General features: G+C 69.3%; 19 protein-coding genes. 10 read left to right on the top strand and 9 right to left on the bottom strand.

The window, feature by feature from the left end; genetic code table 11:
* Positions 1-187: 187 nt before the first annotated feature.
* The 8 genes from AC1DVI_RS18310 to AC1DVI_RS18275 all read right to left on the bottom strand — a co-directional run bounded on the left by AC1DVI_RS18310 (position 188) and on the right by AC1DVI_RS18275 (position 9,939).
* Complete coding sequence (locus tag AC1DVI_RS18310; protein ID WP_035679491.1) at positions 188-1,999, bottom strand: carbon starvation CstA family protein; 1,812 nt, start codon at positions 1,997-1,999, stop codon at positions 188-190.
* A gap of 127 nt (positions 2,000-2,126) precedes the next feature.
* Positions 2,127-3,548, bottom strand: coding sequence for an amidase (locus AC1DVI_RS18305; protein ID WP_476959176.1), 1,422 nt, complete (start codon positions 3,546-3,548; stop codon positions 2,127-2,129).
* A gap of 30 nt (positions 3,549-3,578) precedes the next feature.
* Positions 3,579-5,015, bottom strand: a complete 1,437-nt coding sequence (hydA, locus tag AC1DVI_RS18300) for a dihydropyrimidinase (RefSeq protein ID WP_476959175.1) — start codon at positions 5,013-5,015, stop codon at positions 3,579-3,581.
* 139 nt (positions 5,016-5,154) lie between these two features.
* Positions 5,155-5,886 carry a maleate cis-trans isomerase family protein gene (locus tag AC1DVI_RS18295; protein WP_476959174.1) on the bottom strand — a complete coding sequence of 244 codons (732 nt, stop codon included), beginning with the start codon at positions 5,884-5,886 and terminating at the stop codon, positions 5,155-5,157.
* Positions 5,887-5,903: 17 nt separating this feature from the next.
* The gene (locus AC1DVI_RS18290; protein WP_476959173.1) at positions 5,904-7,235 is read right to left on the bottom strand and encodes an amidohydrolase family protein; all 1,332 of its coding nucleotides are present in this window, start codon (positions 7,233-7,235) and stop codon (positions 5,904-5,906) included.
* Positions 7,232-8,014 (bottom strand): ABC transporter ATP-binding protein, encoded by a 783-nt coding sequence (locus AC1DVI_RS18285; protein WP_476959172.1) that lies wholly within the window; start codon positions 8,012-8,014, stop codon positions 7,232-7,234. The genes AC1DVI_RS18290 and AC1DVI_RS18285 overlap by 4 nt, the downstream gene beginning before the upstream one ends.
* Before the next feature lie 3 nt (positions 8,015-8,017).
* Entirely contained in the window at positions 8,018-8,824 is an 807-nt protein-coding gene (locus tag AC1DVI_RS18280) for an ABC transporter permease (RefSeq protein ID WP_476959171.1), read from the bottom strand.
* A 101-nt stretch (positions 8,825-8,925) separates the two neighbouring features.
* A complete protein-coding gene (locus tag AC1DVI_RS18275; RefSeq protein WP_476959170.1) occupies positions 8,926-9,939 on the bottom strand; it encodes an ABC transporter substrate-binding protein in 1,014 nt (337 codons plus the stop codon).
* Positions 9,940-10,163: 224 nt separating this feature from the next.
* Here AC1DVI_RS18275 and AC1DVI_RS18270 point away from each other — a divergent pair, with 224 nt between their 5' ends.
* The 7 genes from AC1DVI_RS18270 to AC1DVI_RS18240 all read left to right on the top strand — a co-directional run bounded on the left by AC1DVI_RS18270 (position 10,164) and on the right by AC1DVI_RS18240 (position 16,857).
* Positions 10,164-10,898 carry a GntR family transcriptional regulator gene (locus AC1DVI_RS18270; protein ID WP_476959169.1) on the top strand — a complete coding sequence of 245 codons (735 nt, stop codon included), beginning with the start codon at positions 10,164-10,166 and terminating at the stop codon, positions 10,896-10,898.
* 582 nt (positions 10,899-11,480) lie between these two features.
* A complete protein-coding gene (locus AC1DVI_RS18265) occupies positions 11,481-11,648 on the top strand; it encodes a hypothetical protein (RefSeq protein WP_170295972.1) in 168 nt (55 codons plus the stop codon).
* 150 nt (positions 11,649-11,798) lie between these two features.
* Positions 11,799-12,533, top strand: coding sequence for a proteasome-type protease (locus tag AC1DVI_RS18260; RefSeq protein WP_476959168.1), 735 nt, complete (start codon positions 11,799-11,801; stop codon positions 12,531-12,533).
* Positions 12,534-12,758: 225 nt separating this feature from the next.
* Entirely contained in the window at positions 12,759-13,922 is a 1,164-nt protein-coding gene (locus AC1DVI_RS18255; protein ID WP_476959167.1) for an ABC transporter ATP-binding protein, read from the top strand.
* A gap of 46 nt (positions 13,923-13,968) precedes the next feature.
* Positions 13,969-15,015 carry an ABC transporter substrate-binding protein gene (locus tag AC1DVI_RS18250; protein WP_476959166.1) on the top strand — a complete coding sequence of 349 codons (1,047 nt, stop codon included), beginning with the start codon at positions 13,969-13,971 and terminating at the stop codon, positions 15,013-15,015.
* A 134-nt stretch (positions 15,016-15,149) separates the two neighbouring features.
* Entirely contained in the window at positions 15,150-16,049 is a 900-nt protein-coding gene (locus tag AC1DVI_RS18245; RefSeq protein WP_476959165.1) for an ABC transporter permease, read from the top strand.
* Positions 16,042-16,857, top strand: a complete 816-nt coding sequence (locus AC1DVI_RS18240; protein WP_040136197.1) for an ABC transporter permease — start codon at positions 16,042-16,044, stop codon at positions 16,855-16,857. Before AC1DVI_RS18245 ends, AC1DVI_RS18240 begins: the two co-directional genes overlap by 8 nt.
* Positions 16,858-16,969: 112 nt before the next feature.
* Here the strand turns inward: AC1DVI_RS18240 and AC1DVI_RS18235 are convergent, their stop codons facing one another.
* Positions 16,970-17,326: a hydroxyisourate hydrolase gene (locus AC1DVI_RS18235; protein ID WP_476959164.1), complete on the bottom strand. Its 357-nt coding sequence runs from the start codon at positions 17,324-17,326 to the stop codon at positions 16,970-16,972.
* Between the two features lie 30 nt (positions 17,327-17,356).
* Between AC1DVI_RS18235 and AC1DVI_RS18230 the strand changes: the two genes are divergently transcribed.
* Genes AC1DVI_RS18230 through AC1DVI_RS18220 form a run of 3 tightly spaced genes read left to right on the top strand, consistent with a single transcriptional unit; the run spans position 17,357 to position 19,838 of the window.
* Entirely contained in the window at positions 17,357-17,815 is a 459-nt protein-coding gene (locus tag AC1DVI_RS18230; protein WP_476959218.1) for a hypothetical protein, read from the top strand.
* Positions 17,731-18,447 (top strand): MFS transporter, encoded by a 717-nt coding sequence (locus AC1DVI_RS18225; RefSeq protein ID WP_476959216.1) that lies wholly within the window; start codon positions 17,731-17,733, stop codon positions 18,445-18,447. Before AC1DVI_RS18230 ends, AC1DVI_RS18225 begins: the two co-directional genes overlap by 85 nt.
* On the top strand, positions 18,438-19,838 hold the full coding sequence (locus tag AC1DVI_RS18220; RefSeq protein ID WP_476959163.1) for an amidase: 1,401 nt from the start codon (positions 18,438-18,440) through the stop codon (positions 19,836-19,838). Before AC1DVI_RS18225 ends, AC1DVI_RS18220 begins: the two co-directional genes overlap by 10 nt.
* The last annotated feature ends 89 nt before the right edge of the window (positions 19,839-19,927 follow it).

Below are 19,927 nucleotides of genomic sequence, written 5' to 3'. Positions count from 1 at the left end.
CAGCCCGCGGGCCGCGGCGCCGGCCCTTGGATGGCACCCGCCGGATGGCGAATCAACCCTTGTAATTCCCGGAATCGGGGGCGTCCCAGCCATTCCACAGCAATGCAGAAGAGGTACCGCTGGGGGAGCAGCGATACCTCTTCCGGTTGAGCGTCCAATCGTCTTGGGGCGTCTTGCCCGATCCCGGTTATTCGGCCGGGGTGGCGATCAGCGTCTCAGGCAGGGTGTCCTTGCGGATGCGCAGGAGTTCCTTCCACTTCTTGAGGGCGGCGATCAGGATCACGAAGCCCAGCGACAGCATGATGATCGAGATGCCGGCGTTGAAGACGTTGTAGCCCTTGGCCAGCGGGTTCAGATAGACGTTGGTGATCATCCAGTAGCCGGCGTAGTTCACCGTCACGAACAGGTAGGCCAGCGGGACGAGGCAGGTCAGCATGTAGACCCGTTTCTGGCCGAGGCGCAGGATGATCGTGGCGCCGATGATCAGGCCGACCGAGGCCATGAGCTGGTTCGACACCCCGAACAGCGCCCACACCGAGTTGATGTCGCCCGACGTCAGCAGGTAGCCCCAGGCCACGCAGGCCAGCACGCTCGCGGCGATCGAACCGGGGACCCAGTCGAGACGCTTCAGCGGGGCATAGAGGTCGCCACCCAGGTCCTGGATCAGGTAGCGGGCCACGCGGGTGCCGCTGTCCACCGCGGTCAGGATGAAGACCGCCTCGAACATCACGACGAACTGGAAGAAGTAGGAGGCCAGCGTGCCGAACCACGGGATGCGGGTGAAGATTTCCGTCATGCCGACGGCCAGGGTCACCGCACCGCCGGTGCGGCCGTAGAGGTCGAGGCCGATTTCCTGGCTGAGCCGCGGCAGATCGACGACCTGCATGTTCAGGGCCTGGAAGGCGGCGGGCGAGGAGTTGATGGCGAAGTAGTCGGCCGGATGCAGGGAGGTGGCGGCGATCAGCGCCATGACGCCGACCACGCATTCCGCCAGCATGCCGCCGAAGGCCACCGTGCGGATGTCACTCCATTTGTCGATCAGCTTCGGCGTGGTGCCCGAGCCGATGAAGGCGTGGAAGCCGGAGATGGCGCCGCAGGCGATGGTGATCGAGATGAACGGCCACACCGGGCCGGCCAGCACCGGGCCGCCGCCATGGATGAAGTCGGTGAGCGCGGGGAAGCGGATTTCCGGGTTGATGAAGACGACGCCGACGACGAGCGCGCCGAACACGCCGATCTTCATGAAGCTCGACAGGTAGCCGCGCGGGGTCAGCAGCATCCACACCGGCAGGGCCGTGGCGAAGAAGGCGTAGATCGGCAGGATCAGCGCGACCGTCTCGGCGTGCAGCGTCAGCCAGCTGCCCAGCACCGTGCCCTGGATGTAGGGGCCGGCGAAGACGGAGGCGGCGATGGCGGCGATGCCGACCTGCGTGGCGCCCTTGGACGAGCCGGTGATCTTCTCGTAGAGGCCGAGCGCCACCGCGATCGGGATCGTCATGAAGACCGCGAAGGCGCCCCAGGCGTTGCGCTCCAGCGCATGGACGACGACCATCGACAGGCCGGCCATGGTGATGGTGATGATGAACAGCATCGCCAGACCGGTGCACCAGCCGGCGACCGGGCCGAGTTCGGCCTTGGCGACCTCCGACAGGGACTGGCCCTTGTGCTTCATCGAGGCGAACAGCACGACGGTGTCATGCACCGCGCCGCCGATGACGCAGCCGATCAGCAGCCACAGGAAGCTCGGCAGATAGCCGAACTGCGCGGCCAGCACGGGGCCGACCAGCGGGCCGGCGGCGGCGATCGCCGCGAAATGCTGGCCGGCGTTCACCCACTTCTTGGTGGGAACATAGTTTCGCCCGTCGGCCAGGATGTGGGACGGCGTCACCTCGGAATCATCGGCACGGAGCACCTTGCGCACAAAGAACACGCCGTAGAAGCGGTAGCAGAGGGCGAGGATGCAGAGTGTCGCGATCACAAATGTTAGGGCGTGATCCATGACAGCTCTCCTTGGAAGGAACTGCCGTCACGGTAGGCCGGGTTTCATCCTCCGTGTGGTGCTCTCCTCGGAGCGGCGCCAGGGCGTGGCGAGCGGTCGGATTGCGGGGGCGAGCGGCGGGCCGGCGCTACAGCCCCGCCGGCCAGCGATGGCGGAACCCCAGCTCCCGCTCCAGGAAACGGGCGCAGCGCAGCAGCCGGTCCTCCTCGTAGGGGCGGGCGATCAGTTGCAGGCCGATGGGCAGGCCGTCGGCCGTCCAGCCGCAGGGGATCGACAGGCAGGGGAAGCCGATCAGCGACACCGTGTAGGTGATCGCCAGATAATCGATGATGGTGGACAGGCGGAATCCGTTGATCTCCGTCACGTCGCCCTGGGCGTTGGGAAAGGGCGGCACGCTGGCGCTCAGCGTCATCAGGATGTCGTGGTCGCGGAAGAAGGCGGCGAAGCGGCGGTAGAGCGCGCTGCGCTGGGCCTCCGCCCGCAGATAGTCGGCGGCGGTCAGCCCCTTGCCCCGCGCGATGTTCCAGGCGACCGACGGGCTCAGCCGGTCGCCGTCCTGCTCCAGCGTCCGGCCATAGGTGTGGAAGATGTGCGCAGCGCGCAGCGTGCCGAAGGCGGCGCCGGCCTCCCGGCAGTCGGGTGTGGCCTCCACGAACTGTCCAAAGCGACCCTCCAGCCCGCGCATCACCGCCTCGAACCGCTCGGCCAGCCCAAGGTCGACCAGGGCGGAGCCGAGGTCCGTGCTCCAGGCCGCCCGCAGCGACATCGGGTCGAGCGCGTCGAGGTCCGGCACCGTCCATTCTGGGACAGGCAGCGAGGTCGGGTCGCGCGGGTCCGGCCCGCTGACCGCGGCCAGCGCCAGCGCCGCATCGGCCACGTCGCGGGCGAGGAAGCCCTGCGTCGCCAGCCCGTCCCAGGCCAGCGCGCGGCCGGGGCTGGGGATGCGTCCGGGCGTCGGGCGCAACCCCACCACCCCGCAGAAGCTGGCCGGCGTGCGCACCGAGCCACCGAAGTCGGTTCCCTGGGCCAGCGGCACCAGCCCGGCGGCGACCGCGACAGCGCTCCCCCCGCTCGACCCGCCGCTGGTCTTGTCGGGGTCGTAGGGGTTGGCGGTCGGCCCGCACAGCTCGTTGCCGGTAATGGCGCCGAAGCCGAACTCCGGCGTGTTGGTCTTGCCCACGATGATGGCGCCCGCCGCCTTCAGCCGGGCGACGCTGAGGTCGTCGGTGTCGGGGATCAGGTCGGCGTAGAGAGTGGAGCCGTAGGTGGTGCGCAGCCCCGCCGTCAGCGTCAGGTCCTTGACACCCACCGGCACGCCGTGCAGCGGGCCGAGCGGCGCCCCGGCCTCGACTTGCCGGTCGGCCGCCTCGGCTGCGGCCAACGCGGCGTCGGGGGCCACGGTGATGAAGGACTTCAGCCCGCCGTCCAGCGCCGCGATGCGCTCCAGGCTCGCCGCCACGAGGTCGCGCGCCCGGAAGCGGCGGGTGCGCACGCCTTCCGCCATCTCGGTGGCGCTGAGACGGTGCAGGGCGGTTTCGGGCGTGCTCATGGGCGGTTCTCCAACTGCGGCGGACCGAGTTTAAAATGGTAGGAGGGGGGCCGGCGAGCCCTTGGGCCGCGCCGGGGCGGGCAGGCCGCAGGGCAGGAACTCGCCGCGGCCCGGCTCGGCCAGCAAGGCACCGTCGCGGCAGATCACGTCGCCGCGGGACAGCGTGACGACCGGCCAGCCGGTGACCTCGATCCCCTCATAGGGCGTGTAGTCCACATTGTGGTGCAGGATGCCGTTGGTGATGGTCACCGTGCGCGACGGGTCCCACAGGGCGATGTCGGCGTCCGCCCCTACGGCGATGGTGCCCTTGCGCGGGTGCAGGCCGTACATGCGGGCGGGGTTGGCGGCGGTCAGCTCGACGAACCTGGTCAGCTCCATCCGGCCCTTCATCACGCCTTCGGAGAACAGCAGCGGCAGGCGGGTCTCGACGCCGGGGATGCCGTTGGGGACGCAGCGGAAGGGCGCCTGTTCGCCATGCACCTTCTTGCCGCCCGGCCCGTCGAAGCGGAAGGGCGCGTGGTCGGAGGAGAAGACCTGGAAGGCGCCGCCGGTCAGCCCGTCCCAGATCACCTTTTGGTTTGCGGCGTCGCGCGGCGGCGGCGAGCAGACGCACTTGGCGCCCTCGAACCCTTCCCCGCCCAGGTCGTCGGCGGTCAGGAACAGATATTGCGGGCAGGTCTCGGCGTAGATCCGCAGGCCGCGCCCCTGCGCCCAGCGGATCTGCTCCACCGCGTCGGCGCCGGAGACGTGGACGATCAGGATCGGCACGTCCACCAGCTCCGCCAGCGAAATCGCGCGGTGGGTGGCCTCGCGCTCGGCCACGCGGGGGCGGGAGACGCCGTGGAAATAGGGGGCGGTCTGGCCGGCGCGCTCCAGCTTCTCGGTCAGCCAGGCGATGCAGTCGGCGTTCTCCGCGTGCATCATGACCATGGCGCCCTCGGACCGGGCGATGTCCAGCACCTCCAGGATCTGGCGGTCGTTCAGCTTCAGCGCGTCGTAGGTCATGTAGATCTTGAAGGACGTGTAGCCCTCGCGGATCAGCGCCGGCAGCTCCTGGCCGAGAACCTGCTCGGTGGGGTCGGTGACGATGAGGTGGAAGGCGTAGTCGATCAGCGGCTTCCCGGCGGCGCGGCGGTGATAATCGTCCACCGCGGCGCGCAGCGTCTTGCCCTTCTCCTGGCAGGCGAAGGGCAGCACGGTCGTGGTGCCGCCGAAGGCCGCGGAGCGGGTGCCGGTCAGGAAATCGTCGGCCATGACGGACCCGTCGCCGGTCGGCTGGTCGAAATGGACATGCCCGTCCACCCCGCCCGGCAGGACGAGCAGCCCGGCGGCGTCGATCTCCTCCCGCCCGGCGGCCAGCCCCTCGCCCAGCGCGGCGATCCGCCCGCCGCGCACGCCGACGTCGGCCTTGAACACGTCCGACGCGGTGGCGACGGTGCCGTTGCGGATGACCAGATCGAAGTTCATCGTCGTTTCTCCCATCGTGACGCATTTGCCCCCACCCCGGCCCTCCCCCGCTTCGCAGGGGAGGGTGCCTTCGGTGAAGCGGCGGCAGTCCCCTCCCCTGCGTGAGCGGGGGAGGGCTAGGGTGGGGGCAATACTCCCCTCAGCCATGCAGCTCGCGGAACAGGCTGCCCCAGCCCGCGACGCGGCGGGTGTCCACGCCGGTCATGCGCAGCGCCTTCCACACCACCGTGGACACCGTGTCGTAGACGGGGATGCCCAACGCCTTCTCCATGCGCTCCGCCACCGGGGCGCCGCGCATGTTGGTGCAGATGATGGCGATGGCCTCCGGCTTCGCCTCCGCGACCTCCATGCACATCCGCTCGATGGTCTCCTCGGTGACCTCGGAGAAGGAGAAGTTGCCGCGGTCGTTCAGGTGCCGCTCCGCCACCACCTCGAAGCCGGCGGCGTTGTAGTTGGCAACCATCGTCTCCTGGATCTCGTCCAGATAGGGGCTGACGATGGCGAAGCGCTTGCGGTCCGTCGTCTCCAAAATCTCGTTGAGCGCGAGCATGGATGTGCAGGCTGCAATGCCCGTCTCGGCTTCGATGGAGGCGCAGAGCGTCTCGTCGGCCGCGAAGCCCAGCCAGCCGGCCGAGGTGCCGTTCCAGCCGATCACGTTCAGCCGGGCGTCGGCCAGCAGCCGGGCGGCGTCCAGGAAGGGCGCGTCGGTGAACTGGTCCAGCGCCGCGGCGCGCAGCGAAATCTCCTTCACCGTGAAGCGCCCGAAATGGGCGGTCACCTCCGGCAGGCCGCTCAGCATCGCGGAGGTGACGGGCTCCAGCACCGTGTTGGAGGAGGGGGTCAGCATGCCCAGAAGGATGCGGTTGCTCATGGTCGTGATTCTTTCGGTCAGGCGCGCGCCCACMGCGCGCGGGCGGCCTTGTCGGCCTCGGTGCAGATCTCGTTCAGGTCGGCGCGGACGGGGCGCCCGTCCTCGACCAGCGTTTCGCCGTCGACCAGCACCATCTCCACGTCGCGCCCCTGCGCGGTGTGGACCAGCGTGCCGAGCGGGTTGATCAGCGGGCGCAGATGCGGGCGGCGGGTGTCGAAGACCACGAGGTCGGCCTTCTTGCCCAGGGCCAGCGTGCCGATCTCGTCGGCCATGCCGACCGCCTGCGCGCCGCCCAGCGTCGCCATGCGGAAGACGTCGGCGGGCTGCCAGGCGGCGGTGACTCCGTCCTGCTGGATGCGCGCGGTGGCGAGCGCCCAGCGCATCGCCTCGACCATGTCGCCGTGCTGCGTGTCGGTGCACAGCGCCAGATTGACGCCCGCTTCCTTCAGCCTCGGCGTCGGGGCCAGCCGGCCCGAGGCGGCGTTGCATTTCGGCACATGGACCGCGTGCGCCCCGGCGCGGGCGAGCCGCGCGATGTCGGCGTCCTCGACATAGAGGCAGTGGGTCGCGAGCAGCCGGTCGTTCAGCAGCCCGCACTCGCCCAGCAGCTCCGCCGGGGTCAGGCCGGTGGAGGCCTTCACCCGCTCCACCTCCACCCGGCTCTGCGCCAGATGGGTGTTCACGTGCATGGAGCGGGTCGCGGCCTCGTCGGCGAGGGTGCGCAGGAAGGCGGGGGAGCAGGTGTCCGGCGCGTGGGCGGCCATCTGCACGCGGATGCGCCCATTGTTGGCGCCGTTCCAGCGGTCGTGCAGGTCCAGCGTCCTCCGCAGCAGGTCGCTGCCGATGGCCGGGTCGAAGCGCCATTCGCCCTGGGCGACACGGGCGAAATCCACGTCGTGGACGCGCCAGCTCGCATGGACGCGCAGGCCGAGGTCGGCGATGGCGTCCAGCGTCGCGTCGGCGTGGACGAAATGATCGCAGATCAGCGTGGAGCCGGAGAGCAGGGCCTCCACCGCGCCCAGCCGGGCCAGCGCGCGGGCCTCTTCCGGCGTGGCGTCGGTGCCCTTGGGCACGCCCGGCGTGTAGGAGGGGGCGAAGCCGAGATCGGCGGCGACGCCGCGCACCATCACCAGGACGGCGTGCAGGTGCGCGTTGACGAAGCCCGGCGTGACCACCCGCCCCGGCAGGCGCCGGACCTCGGCGGCGGCGGGGAGCCCCTCCGCTTCCGGGGCGAGATGGACGATGCGGCCGTCGCGGATGCCGATGGCGGCGTCCTCGACGACGCTGCCGATCGCCTCCCCGGTCAGGGCGGTGACGCCGGTCAGCAGCAGGTCGAGCCGGCCGGTCACGCGACGGCGGCCTGCCGTTGCTGCAGGCCCTCCTCGCGGATCAGGTTGAGGATATGGCGCTTGTGGTCGTTGAAGCGCGGGCCGGTGGTGTCACGCGGGCGCGGCAGGTCGAGCGCGATCAGCTCGCGGATGCGGCCCGGACGGCTGGTCATCACGGCGACGCGGGTGCCCAGCACCAGCGCCTCGTCGACGCTGTGGGTGACGAAGACGACGGTGCAGCGCTGCTTCTGCCAGATGGCGACCAGTTCCTCCTGCATGTCCATCTTGGTCTGGGCGTCGAGCGCCGCGAAGGGCTCGTCCATCAGGATGACCTGCGGGTTGAGCAGCAGGGCGCGTGCGATGCCGACGCGCTGGCTCATGCCGCCCGACAGCTCCGCCGGGAAATGGTTCTCGAAGCCGCGCAGGCCGACCATGTCGATGTATTCCTGGGCGGCGTCGCGCCGGTCGGCCTTGCGCCAGCCCTTCAGGCGCAGGTGGAAGGCGACGTTCTCCCACACCGGCAGCCAGGGCATCAGGTTGGCCTGCTGGAAGACCATGCCGCGGTCGGCGCCGGGGCCGTCCACGGCCTTGCCGCCCACCGTCACGCGGCCCTCGGTCGGCTTCTCGAAGCCGGCGATCATGTTCAGCAAGGTGGACTTGCCGCAGCCCGACGAGCCGAGCAGGCAGAGGAACTCGTTCTTCTCCACCGACAGGCTGACGTCGTCGATGGCCAGCAGGTCGCGCTTGCGCTTGGCGTCGCGGAAGATCTTGGTGATGTTGCGAAGTTCGATGGAAGCCATCGCTCAGCCCTCCCGGCTCTGGAGCGTGGAGCCGTGCTGCCAGTGCAGCGCGGCGGACATCAGGACCTTGATGAGCGCGTCGGTCGCGTAGCCGAGCAGGCCGATGCTGGCCATGGCGGCGAGCACGAGGTCGTAGCGCAGGAAGTAGTAGCTGTCCCACAGCACGTAGCCGAGGCCGCTCTTCACCGCGACCATCTCCGCCGTGACGGTGAGCATCCAGGCGGCACCGATGCCGATGCGCAGGCCGGCGAAGATGCTGGGCAGCGCCGCCGGGAACACGACGTGGCGCAGCAGCTGCTGTTCCGTGGCGCCCATCATCGAGGCGGCGCGGATCAGGTTGCGGTCGGCGGTCTTCACCCCGTGGATGGTGTTCATCAGGATCGGGAAGAAGGCGCCGAGGAAGACCAGGAAGATGGCCGGCTTGTTGGCGATGCCGAACCAGATGATGGCCAGCGGAATCCACGACACCGGCGGCACCGGGCGGAGCATCTGGAGCGTCGGCTCCACCGTCCGCTCGACCCAGCGCCACCAGCCGATGGCGATGCCCAGCAGCACGCCGCTGACCACCGCGATGCCGTAGCCGGCGGCGACGCGCGTGGCGCTGGACAGGGCGTCGGCCAGCCAGCGGCCGGTGTTGCCCTGCGACGTCTCGTCGAAGCCGAAGATCCAGTCGCCCCAGGTGTGCAGCACCACCGACGGGGCCGGCAGCAGCGCCGCCGGCAGGAAGCCGGACCGGGAGAACACCTCCCAGGCGGCCAGCATGAAGAGGGGAACGACGGCGCGCTCCCAGGATTTCGACAATGCCGTCATGGCCCGGTTTCCCTATCCCGTCGAAAAGCAGTGGTAAGTCTCACCCAGTCCCCTCTCCCTAGAGGGGAGAGGGGACTGGGCGGTGACGTGGCGAAGTGCTCTTAGAAGCCCAGCTCGCTCTTCGGCTTCTTGGTCACGGCTTCGAGGAACGTGTAATCCAGGTTCTTCTCCGCGGCGGCGGTGACGTCGTTGGAGATGTACTTGAGCTCGCGCATCATCGTGGCGATGGCGAGCGTGCTGTCCTTGTGGATGGCGTAATCCGGGGAGGCGTTCTTCAGCGCCTCGGTGGCGACGGCCTTGTCCATGCCGGTGTATTTGTTGATGACGTCCACCCACACGGTCTGGTCGGACTTCAGCTTGTCGACCAGGGCGACGACCGAGCCGACGGTGGCCTCGACCGCCTTCGGGTGGTCCTTGATGACGTCGGAACGGGTGACGATCAGGTTGGTCAGGTTGCCGGCGGCCTGGTCGTAAGGCAGGGCGAAATGCGTGCCGACGCCGGTCTGGCGGATCTGGGAGGCGAAGGGCTCCACCGTGCAGATCACGTCCACCTCGCCGCGCTGGAGGGCGGCGGCGTGATCGGACGGGTTCGGGATGTTGATGAACTGCACGTCCTTGTTGACGTTGATGCCGTGCTTCTGGAGGGCCCCGCGCATGTGGATGTCCTGCGCGTTGCCGCGCGACGCCGCGACGCGCAGCGGCTCACCCTTCGCCTTGCGCTCGGCGATCAGCGCCTTCAGCCCATCCCAATCATTGGCCTTCAGGGCGATGCCCTTGCCGACGACGATCTCCGACCCACCGTTCACCTGACCGGACACCGCCACCACGTCGAAGCCCTTATCGAGCGCCGTGATGTAGTGCAGGTAGGTGACCTGGGCCATGTCGATGCTCTTCGACACCAGTGCGGTCAGCACGTCGTTGCCGGAGTTGAAGTTGATCGCCTCGATCTCCACGCCCTTGGCGAGTTCCGGGGTCAGCGCCATCGGCAGACAATGGGCGCATTTGGCGAAGCCGAGCTTCAGCTTCTCCGCGTCGGCCGCCTGAACGGTAGCGGCGGCGGAGAGGGCGAGGAAGGCGGCGGTGACGGTCGTCAGGGTGAGGGACCGGAACGTCATGAACGGAGTGCTCCCGATGCGGTTGCGTCCCTCATCCTTTCGCAAGGCTCGTGCCAAATTGTATACAATATTATAATTCCCAACTTGTTGGCTGTTTTCAGTTGTTTAGGGCATAGTGACTGAGGTTGGCCGCGCGGGAGCGCGCGTGCCTGATTTTTGGGCATAACGCATTATTCCGGCATGCATGCCCAAGTATGCGGCACTTTCGGGGGTGGTGGGTCAGGATGGACAGGATCAAGACCATGAAGGCGCCGGCCCGGCCGATCCGCCGCGCGACGCTGCACCATTCCGCGGTGGAGGAACTGCGGGCGATGATCCTGGACGGAGAGCTGCCGCCGGGCGTCCGCGTGCCGGAGGTGCAACTGTGCGAGCAGTTGGGAATCTCCCGCACGCCGCTGCGCGAGGCCTTGCGGGTCCTGTCGTCGGAAGGGCTGGTGGAGCTTCGCCCGCACCGCGGCGCCATTGTCGCCCCGGTGGACCCCGGCGAGATCGGGGCGATCTTCGAGGTGATGGACGCGCTGGAACGGCTGGCAGGGACGCTCGCCTGCCGCAATGGCTCCGACGCGGAGTTCGCGAAGCTCGACCGGATGCACGACCAGCTCGTCACCCAGCACGACGCGGGGGAACGTGCGGCCTACTTCCTGACCAACCGCCAGATCCACACCCAGATCGTCGCCATGGCCCGCAACCCAGCGCTGGAGGCGACCTACGCCGGCTTCGCCGCCAAGATCCTGCGCGCCCGCTCGCTCGCCAACTACGACACGGGCCGCTGGCAGGAGTCGGTGGACGAGCATGAGGGGTTCATGAAGGCGTTCCGCCGCCGCGACGCCGAAGAGGCCGGCGCCCTGCTGGCCGATCACAGCCGCCGCACCGCGGTGGCGGTCATCCAGGCTCTACGCCCTGCGGCGGTTCAGGGGGAAAAGGCGGTGGCCGGAGCCGAGCCAATGGACGCGGGATGATTCGTTCGATTAAGGCTTGAATTATGCTGCAGCGCGGAATATATTAGTTTCACTGACGCCTTTTTGGGCGTTTCCTCCCTAGACTCGGGCCGCCGGAGCAATCCTGGCGGCCTTTTTCTTTGCGCAACGCACCCCATGGATTTGTGCGGCGCAGCAAGAAAATCCTGCAATGTCCGGTGGAAAGTGAAGCCCTGAAAGTGAAACACGCTGCCGCCGTCAAAGCCCTGCGGGGGGCGCGAGGGCTTGAGGCATGCAGCGTGTCGCATTGTGTGCGCGCCTTTGTTTTTGTGCGGCGCGCCCCTTGCTTTCACGGACTACCGAGTCCTCCCTAGACTCCGGCCTGACGCTGTTCGCAGCGCTACGAAAGATAGACCATACGTACCCGCATGATGTCAATGGGCACAGCGGCCGGAGGAGTATGTTTTTTCGCCTATGACCTTGCGCTGAAGCCCATAAGTTCCAAGCGAATCGGAACATGACCGCCTGCCATTGTAGGGTCGGGCCGATTGCAGCGCGTACCATCGCCGCCTTGGTTCAGTCATGCCCGCCGGGCATCGGAACCGACAACGCGGAGGAAGCACCATGGCCGACGAACGGAACCCGAACCAGATGGGCAGCCAGGACGAGCGGAAGCAGGGGCAGCAGACCCAGGACAATCCGAAGAACCGGCAGCAGGGGCAGGACCAGGCGAACCGGCAGCAGCAGGACATGGACCGCGACCGGGACGAGAAGGGCGGGCAGCAGCGCTGACCGCGCATCGCGGGAGGCGGGACATGATGTCCCGCCCCTGCGGCGGGTTTGCGGCGTGCCGGTTTTTTTTGGCATACACTGGGGCGGCCGGCTGGCCGCCCCTTTTCGCGTGGGCCGTCCGGCTTCCGCTGGGAGGAGAAAGGACGGACCATGACCTACTGCGTCGCCCTGTATCTGGAGGACGGCTTGGTGATGCTGTCGGACACGCGCACCAACGCGGGGGTGGACCACATCTCCATCTTCAGCAAGATGCACGTCTTTGAAGAGCCGGGCGACCGCATGATCGCCCTGATGACCGCCGGCAACCTGTCGCTGACCCAGTCGGTGATCGCGCTGATCCAGGAAGGGGTGGAGTTGGACGGCGAGATCCGCACCATCTCCAGCGTGAACGGCATGTTCCAGGCCGCCCAGCTCGTCGGCGCCGCCGTCCGCCAGGTGTGGAAGCGGGACGGCCACGCGCTGAAGGAGCAGCGGGTGGATTTCGACCTGTCCATCATCCTGGGCGGCCAGATCCGCGGGGACCGGGTGCGGCTGTTCCATGTCTACGCCGCCGGCAATTTCATCGAGGCGACCGCCGACAACGCCTTCTTCCAGATCGGCGAGCACAAGTATGGCAAACCGATTCTCGACCGGGCGCTGAATCACAACACGCCGATCGAGGAAGGGATGAAGCTGGTGTTGATTTCCATGGACAGCACGCTGCGCTCCAACCTGACGGTGGGACTGCCGCTCGACCTGATCGCCTACCGTCGCGATTCCCTGAAGCTGGAGACGCGGCGGCGGATCGGCGAGGACGATCCCTGTTTCAAGGAGATCAGCGACGGCTGGTCCCAGGCACTTCGCGAGGCGTTCCGCTCCCTGCCGCCGCCGCGCTGGGCCGACTGAAGGAAGCGGGCCAAGGCGCAGCTGAAATTTTAGGCACATTCGGCGGGCAGTCTGCCCAGCTTAACGCCGCGCCCGAACGATGCCCTTGGGGTGAACACCAGAGTATGCGGGGGTGCGGGGCCGGATCGTCCTCGAACCCATGAGATTGGCACGCGGGTTGCTCTCCCTCTGTCCTGTGACGCGCCACCGGGGTCCCCGCCGGTGCGCCCTACCAGGACACGCCCCATGGCCGCACTCCAATCCGCCCGTTCGCACCGCCACCCGTCTCCGCCGCCCGCCGCGGAGGACCCCGGCACGCCGGCGGGCGTCGCGGTGACGCTGGACGGCATCACCCACCGCTTCGGCGCCTCCACCGCCGTGGACAACGTGACGCTGGAGATCAAGGCGGGCGAGTTGGTGGCCCTGCTGGGGCCGTCCGGCTGCGGCAAGACCACGCTGCTGCGCATCCTCGCCGGTTTCCAGGCGCAGACGTTGGGCCGCGTCGTCATCGGCGACCGGGTGGTCGACAGCCTGCCGCCCGCCGGGCGTGGCGTCGGCATCGTGTTCCAGAACTACGCGCTGTTCCCGCACATGACCGTGGCGCAGAACGTCGCCTACGGGCTGGAGGCGCGGGGTGCCGCCCGCGACGCTGTGCGGGCGCGGGTGGAGGCGATGCTGGGTCTGGTGAAACTGGACGCCATGCGCGACCGCTTCCCCAAGCAGTTGTCCGGCGGGCAGCAGCAGCGCGTGGCGCTGGCCCGCGCCCTGGCGATCCAGCCGAGCATCCTGCTGCTCGACGAGCCCTTCGCGGCGCTCGACAAGAATCTGCGGCTGGACATGCAGATCGAGATCAAGCAGCTCCAGCGCCGTTTCGGCATCACCACCATCATGGTCACCCACGACCAGGAGGAGGCGCTGAGCATGGCCGACCGCATCGCCGTGCTGAGCCGGGGCAAGCTGGAGCAGTTCGGCACGCCGGAAGACGTCTACGACCGTCCCGGAACGCTGTTCGTCAACGGCTTCGTCGGCAGCGCCAACCAGTTGCGGGGCCGCGTCGTCCGCGCCTCCGGCAGCGTCGCCGAGGTGGCGCTGGAGGCCGGCACCGTGCTCTCCGCCGTCACGCCCGACGCCGCGCTGGCCGCGGGCGACCCGGCCATCCTCTGCGTGCGCCCGGAGAATCTGCGGCTCGCCACCGAGGCGGCGCCCCAGCAGATCGCCGGCACCGTCGAACTCGCCCTGCCGCTCGGCCCCGTGGTCGTCTACGAGGTGCGCACCGCCGACGGCGGACAGGTGAAGGTGACCGAGCCGCGCGTGGCCGGCGCCGCGCTGCGCGCGCCCGGCACGCCGGTCCGGCTGCAACCCGTCTCCCCCCAGACCTGCCGCGCCTTCGCCGTTCCGGCGGGCGCCTGATCCATTCCCTCCCCCTTCTCTCCTCCTCCCCCTGGAGTGCCTGCCGATGACCCCCGACCGCCGCCAGATCCTCGCCGCCGGCCTCACGCTCGGTGCCATGTCCCTGTTCCCCGGCATGAGCTGGGCGCAGGCGCGCAAGCTGGTGTTCGCCACCTTCACCGGAAGCTGGGAGGAAGCCCACCGCGACGTCATCGTCCCGCATTTCCGCAAGGCCACGGGCAACGCCGACATCGCGCTGGACCCGATGCTGTCGGTGGACATGATCGCCAAGGTGTCCGCCGCCAAGGCGAACCCGCCGATCGACGTGATGCTGATGGACCCGGGCCCGCGCCTGTCGGTGATCGGCCAGGACCTGGCCGCCCCCTTCCCCGTCGCGGACAGCAAGAACTACCAGGATCTGCTGCCGGTGGCCCAGTTGCCCGAAGGGCCGGGCATCTTCTTCCAGGCGGTCGGCATCACCTACAACCCGGAGAAGGTCAAGACCCCGCCGACGAGCTGGGACGACCTGTGGAAGCCCGAATACAAGGGCCGCGTCGGCATCACCAACATGAACTCGACGCTCGGCACCGCCTTCATGGTGGAGTTGGCGAAGACCCGCGGCGGCAGCGAGAACGACATCGAGCCGGCCTTCGCCGCGCTCAAGGAGCTTCAGCCGAACCTCGGCGCCGTGGCCCCAAACCCCGGCGCGCTCGCCACCCTGTTCCAGCAGGGCCAGATCGACATCTCCCCGGGCAACTTCAACGCCATCCAGATCCTGCGCGCCCGCGGCGTGCCGGTGGAGTTCGCCAAGCCGAAGACCGGCACCATCGCCTTCCTGACCACCGCCCACATCACCAAGAACTCGCCCAACGCCAAGCTGGCGGCGGCGCTGATCGAATCCGCCATGGCGCCGGAGGTCCAGACCAAGCTGATGCAGGCGCCCTTCTACGTCATTCCGACGAATTCCAAGGTGCAGATGGACGGTGACATCGCCCGCATGATCGCCAAGGACCAGGAGGAGCTGAAGGCGTCCTTCGTGTTCCACGACTGGTCAGTGATCAACCGGAACCGCGCCGGCTGGATCGAGCGGTTCAACAAGGAAATCAAGGTGTAAGTGCGGGATACAGGCCCCCCTCCCGGCCTCCCCCCGCTGCGCAGTGGGAGGAGAAAAGCCCTCCCCTGCGCAGCGGGGGAGGGTTTGGGTGGGGGCCCACTGCGACCACCCCCACACCCCACAGGACGCCGCCCATGACCGCAGCCACCGCCATCACCGCCCCCGGCCTCGCCGGACCCGCGACCGCCGCACGGCCCCGCATCGGGCGTGAATGGACGCTGGCGCTGCCGCTGGCCGCCTTCTTCGCGGTGTTCTTCGTGACGCCGCTTCTCCTGCTGGTCGCCGTCAGCCTCTACGCCGACGCGGAGATGACGCGGTTCGGGCTGGACCAGTACACCCGCTTCTTCGGCGACGCCTTCAATCTGGCCGTGCTCGGCAGCACGCTGCTGCTGGGGGTGAAGGTCACGGCGCTGACGCTGCTGTTCGGCTACCCGCTGGCCTGGCTCTACACCCGCAGCGGGCCGCGGATGCAGTCGGCGCTGATTTTGGTCATCATCCTGCCGCTGCTGACCTCCGTCGTGGTGCGTACCTTCGCCTGGATCGTCATCCTGGGGCGGGACGGCATCGTCAACAACCTGCTGCTGTCGCTGGGTCTGGCGGAAACGCCGTTGCGCCTGCTCTACACCGAGGGCGGTCTGGTCGCCGCCCTGGTGCAGGTGCAGATGCCGCTGATGGTGCTGCCGCTGATCACCACCCTGTCGCGGCTCGACCCCAACCTGCTCGACGCCTCGGCGGCGCTGGGCGCCGGGCCGTGGCGGGGCTTCCTCAAGGTGACGCTGCCGCTGAGCCTGCCGGGAATCGTCGCCGGCTGCCTGCTGACCTACGCCGCCGCGGTCACCGCCTTCATCACCCAGTCGCTGGTCGGCGGCGGGCAGATGCTGTTCATGCCGCAGTACATCTATCAGCAGACAATCACGCTCCACAACTGGCCCTTCGCCGCCGCCATCTCCATCGTCTTCATGGTGTCGGTGCTGGGTGTCGTGATGCTGTTCAATCTGCTGGGCCGCGCCAGCAAGGGGTACGTCCATGCCTGACATGCAGCGCCCGACCCTGGGAAGCGCCTCCTTCGGCCTCGTCATGGGCACGCTCGCCGGTGCGGCGCTGCTGCTGCTGGCGGCGCCGACGCTGGTGGTGCTCGTCACCTCCTTCACCGACGGCTACTCGCTGAAGTTCCCGCCGCCGTCCTACAGCCTGCGCTGGTACGCCTCGCTGATCGACGCGTGGCAGCTCCAGGACGCCGCCCTGGTCAGCCTGAAGCTGGGCGCCGTGGTCACCGCCGTGTCGGTGGTGCTGGGCACCGCCGCCGCGCTCGCCATCGGACGCAGCCGCCGCGCCTGGGCGCGCGGGCTGGACGCCCTGTTCATGTCGCCGCTGGTCCTGCCGGCGCTGGCCTTCGGCCTCGCCTCGCTGGTGTTCTTCAGCACGGCGGGGGTGGAGCTGTCCTTCCTGACGCTGGCGATCGGCCACATCGTGGTCAGCGTGCCCTATGTCCTGCGCACCACACTGGCGAGCCTCGCCCAACTCGATCCGGCGCTGCTCGAAAGCTCCGAGAGCCTGGGGGCCGGGCGCCTCTACACCTTCCGCCGGGTGACCCTGCCGACCATCCGCAACGGCATCGGCGCCGGGGCCTTCATCGCCTTCATGTCGAGCTTCGACAACATCCCGGTGTCGTTGTTCATGGCCGACGCCCGCAACGAGGTGCTCCCCATCCGCATGTGGCAGATCCTGGAGAACAGCCTGGACGTCCGCGCCGCAGCGGTGTCCGGCGTGCTGATCGCCGTCACCGTCCTGGCGATGGTGGTGATGGAGCGGGTCGCCGGCCTGTCGCGCCAGCTCCGCTAAAGCGGATTGCAATCCGCTTTGGACCGCGACAGCGGTCCCGGCCGCACATGCGGCCGAAGCCCGCCGGCGAGTGAGGCGATGTGAATTGAAAGCGAACGAAGTTCGCTTTCAATCACGCCCCGCGGAACAGGGAATAGCCCCAGGGGGTGAACTTCAGCGGCAGATGGTAGTGCTGATCCACGTCGGTGACGGTGAAGCGGAACGGCGCCTCCTCCAGGAAGGCCGGTTCCGCCCCTCCCGCCCCTTGCGCGCGCAGCCAAGGGCCGATGTGGAACACCGCCTCGTAGACGCCCGCCGTCACGCCCGCGCCGCCGACCACCGGATGGTCAAGCGCGCCATTGGCACACAAACGGCTTTCCGCTAGCCTGTCCCGCTGTCCGTCCCGCAAAGCATAGAGTTCCACCCGCATCCCCCCGGCGGGCACCCCGCGCGCCACATCCACCGCATGCAACGAAATCCCGCCGGCCATCGGCCCGTCCCTTTCCTTTGTGGAGTCCCCATGAACGTCTGGTTGCTGCCTCTGATCGCCATGGCGGCGGTTCAGGCGTTCGTCGGGCTGTGTCTCTTCGCCATCCCGGTGATCGCGCCGCAGGCGGCGCCCGACCTGGGGGTCGATCCGGGGCTTCTCGGCCTTTATACCGCGGTCGTCTTCACCGCCGCCATCCCCGCATCGCTGGGGGCGGGCGGGCTGATCGCGCGCTGGGGGGCGATCCGCACCTGCCAGGCCTGCCTGCTCGCCGCCGCCGGAGCGGCGCTGCTGTCGGCCAGCGCCCTTCCCGCCGCCTTCCTGCTGGGCGCGCTGGCGCTGGGCTTCGCCTTCGGGCCGGAGACGCCGGCCAGCACGCAGCTGCTGTCCCGGCTGCCMCCGCCGTCCTGGCCCTCGTCCTGGAGCCGCTGGCCCGCCGCCACGACCGCGACGACCGCGCCGCCCCCCGCCCCGCCGGCCGCGGCACGCTGAAGCGCGCCCTCGATCTGGTCGCCGGGGAACCGGCGCTGCGCCGGTTGGCCATGGCGGTCTGCGCCTTCTCCGCCATGCAGCTCTGCCTGAACGGCTTCCTGGTCAGCTTCGCGGTGACCGGCCTGGGCTGGAGCCTGCCGCTGGCGGGCACGGCGCTGGCGGTGGCACAGGGCGCCGGGCTGGTCGGGCGCGTCGGCTGGGGCCTCGTGGCGACGCGCTGGGCGCCGCCCCGCGTCATCCTCGCCGGGCTGGGCGTCGCCATGAGCGTGGCCGCCGCCCTCGTCGCCATCGCCTCCCCCGGCTGGCCGGTTCCCGCCTTCCTGGCCGTCTGCGCCGCCTTCGGCCTGTCGGCGAGCGGCTGGAACGGCCTGTTCGTTTCGGAGGTCGCCCGTCTCGCCCCGACGGGCCGGGCGGGCGAGGCGACGGGCGGCATGCTCGCCATCGCCTACGCCGGGCTGGTCATCGGGCCGGCGCTGTTCAGCCTGCTGGTCGCCGGGGGCTTCGGCTATTCCGCCGGCTATCTGGCCGCCGCCGCCGTCGCGCTGGCCGGCGCCGCGGCGCTGCTCGTCCCCCTGCCGCCGGCCCCCACCCCGGACCTCTCCACCGCTGCCGAGGACACCCCATGCGCATGATGAGCGCCCGTTGGATCGCCGAACAGGTCGCCGCCCGCACGGTGAGCGCCGTCGCCCTCTACGACGACCTGCTGGAGCGGATCGCGGTGGAGAACCTGCGGCTGAACGCCATCGTCCATCTCGACCCGGCAGCCGGACGGGCGGAGGCGCGGGCCGCCGACGAGCGTGCCGCGCGGGGCGAGGCGCTGCCGTTGCTGGGCGTGCCCTTCACGGTGAAGGACAACATCTGGGTGCGCGGCCAGCCGGTCCGCCAGGGATCGCGACTGTTCGAGGACTTCGTGGCGCCGGAGGACGCGGTGGCGGTGGCCCGGCTGCGCGCCGCGGGCGCCGTCTTCGCGGGAATCACCAACTGCTCCGAATTCGCCTGCAAGGGAGTGACGACCAATCGCCTGCACGGCCCGACCCGGAACCCCTGGGACGTGGCGCTGACGCCCGGCGGTTCCTCGGGCGGGGCGGCCAGCGCTGTGGCGGCGGGGCTGGCGCCTTTGGCGCTCTGCACCGACGGCGGCGGCTCCACCCGCCGGCCCGCCGCCCATGTCGGGGTGGTCGGCATGAAGCCGTCGGCCGGAGTCGTCCCCCACCCCATCGGCTTCGCCGAACCGGTGTTCGGCAATTCGGTGATCGGCCAGATGGCCCGCTCCGTCGCCGACGTGGCGCTGATGCTCGACGCTCTGGCCGGGCCGGACCCGCGCGACCCGCAATCGGTGGTCCTGTCCGATTCCTTCGTCCGCGCCGCCGCCGACCCCGACCCGGCGGGCCTGCGCATCGCCTACAGCCGGCGGCTGGGGCTGGACGCCCCCGTGGACCCGGAGGTCGCGGCCTGCGTGGAGCGCGCCGTCCACCGCCTCGCCGACGCCGGGGCCATCGTCGAGGAGGCCGACCCGGTCTGGCCCGAGGGCGCCGGGGAAAACGGCCTGATGCCCCTCCAGTTCGCCGGCCTCGCCGCGCTCTACGGCGAGCGCTACCGCGCCACGCCGGACCTGTTCGATCCCGACATCGGGCAGCAGATCGACGCCGGCCTGCGGACCAGCGGCACGGAGGTCGCCCGCGCCCTGCAACTGCGGGAGGAGGCGTACCGCGCGCTGGCCGCCCTCTTCGCACGGTACGATCTGCTGGTCTGCCCGACGACGCCGGTCACGGCATGGCCGTTCGACCGGCTCGGCCCCGCCGCCATCGAGGGACGTCCGGTGTCGCCGCGCGGCCACGCTGTCTTCACGCCGCTGTTCAATCACTGCTACGCGCCGGCCTGCTCGGTCCCCTGCGGTGTGACGGAGAGCGGCGGGCTTCCCGTGGGGCTCCAGATCGCCGGCCCGCGCCTGTCCGACGCGATGGTGCTGCGGCTGGCCGCCGCAGTGGAAGCCACCTGCGGTTACACTGCCTTCGTATCGTAACAGCCTTTCGAAGAAAAGGATAAGCGGCGATCGGGATAGAACGGACAGCCTGTTTCCATTACCATCGTATTCTGGCAATCTTCGCCCGA

It is taken from the genome of Azospirillum sp. P4_B5 (genome assembly GCF_056402275.1).
The sequence above is the reverse complement of the archived record's forward strand: the minus strand, read 5'-3'. Positions and strand labels throughout refer to the sequence as shown.

Coding starts and splice junctions, on each gene's coding strand:
- AC1DVI_RS18275 (WP_476959170.1), bottom strand. CDS start 9,939: ATGACGTTCCGGTCCCTCACCCTGACGACCGTCACCGCCGCCTTCCTC.
- AC1DVI_RS18250 (WP_476959166.1), top strand. CDS start 13,969: ATGACCCCCGACCGCCGCCAGATCCTCGCCGCCGGCCTCACGCTCGGT.
- AC1DVI_RS18240 (WP_040136197.1), top strand. CDS start 16,042: ATGCCTGACATGCAGCGCCCGACCCTGGGAAGCGCCTCCTTCGGCCTC.
- AC1DVI_RS18310 (WP_035679491.1), bottom strand. CDS start 1,999: ATGGATCACGCCCTAACATTTGTGATCGCGACACTCTGCATCCTCGCC.
- AC1DVI_RS18285 (WP_476959172.1), bottom strand. CDS start 8,014: ATGGCTTCCATCGAACTTCGCAACATCACCAAGATCTTCCGCGACGCC.
- hydA (WP_476959175.1), bottom strand. CDS start 5,015: ATGAACTTCGATCTGGTCATCCGCAACGGCACCGTCGCCACCGCGTCG.
- AC1DVI_RS18295 (WP_476959174.1), bottom strand. CDS start 5,886: ATGAGCAACCGCATCCTTCTGGGCATGCTGACCCCCTCCTCCAACACG.
- AC1DVI_RS18280 (WP_476959171.1), bottom strand. CDS start 8,824: ATGACGGCATTGTCGAAATCCTGGGAGCGCGCCGTCGTTCCCCTCTTC.
- AC1DVI_RS18305 (WP_476959176.1), bottom strand. CDS start 3,548: ATGAGCACGCCCGAAACCGCCCTGCACCGTCTCAGCGCCACCGAGATG.
- AC1DVI_RS18220 (WP_476959163.1), top strand. CDS start 18,438: ATGCGCATGATGAGCGCCCGTTGGATCGCCGAACAGGTCGCCGCCCGC.
- AC1DVI_RS18260 (WP_476959168.1), top strand. CDS start 11,799: ATGACCTACTGCGTCGCCCTGTATCTGGAGGACGGCTTGGTGATGCTG.
- AC1DVI_RS18245 (WP_476959165.1), top strand. CDS start 15,150: ATGACCGCAGCCACCGCCATCACCGCCCCCGGCCTCGCCGGACCCGCG.
- AC1DVI_RS18235 (WP_476959164.1), bottom strand. CDS start 17,326: ATGGCCGGCGGGATTTCGTTGCATGCGGTGGATGTGGCGCGCGGGGTG.
- AC1DVI_RS18265 (WP_170295972.1), top strand. CDS start 11,481: ATGGCCGACGAACGGAACCCGAACCAGATGGGCAGCCAGGACGAGCGG.
- AC1DVI_RS18270 (WP_476959169.1), top strand. CDS start 10,164: ATGGACAGGATCAAGACCATGAAGGCGCCGGCCCGGCCGATCCGCCGC.
- AC1DVI_RS18255 (WP_476959167.1), top strand. CDS start 12,759: ATGGCCGCACTCCAATCCGCCCGTTCGCACCGCCACCCGTCTCCGCCG.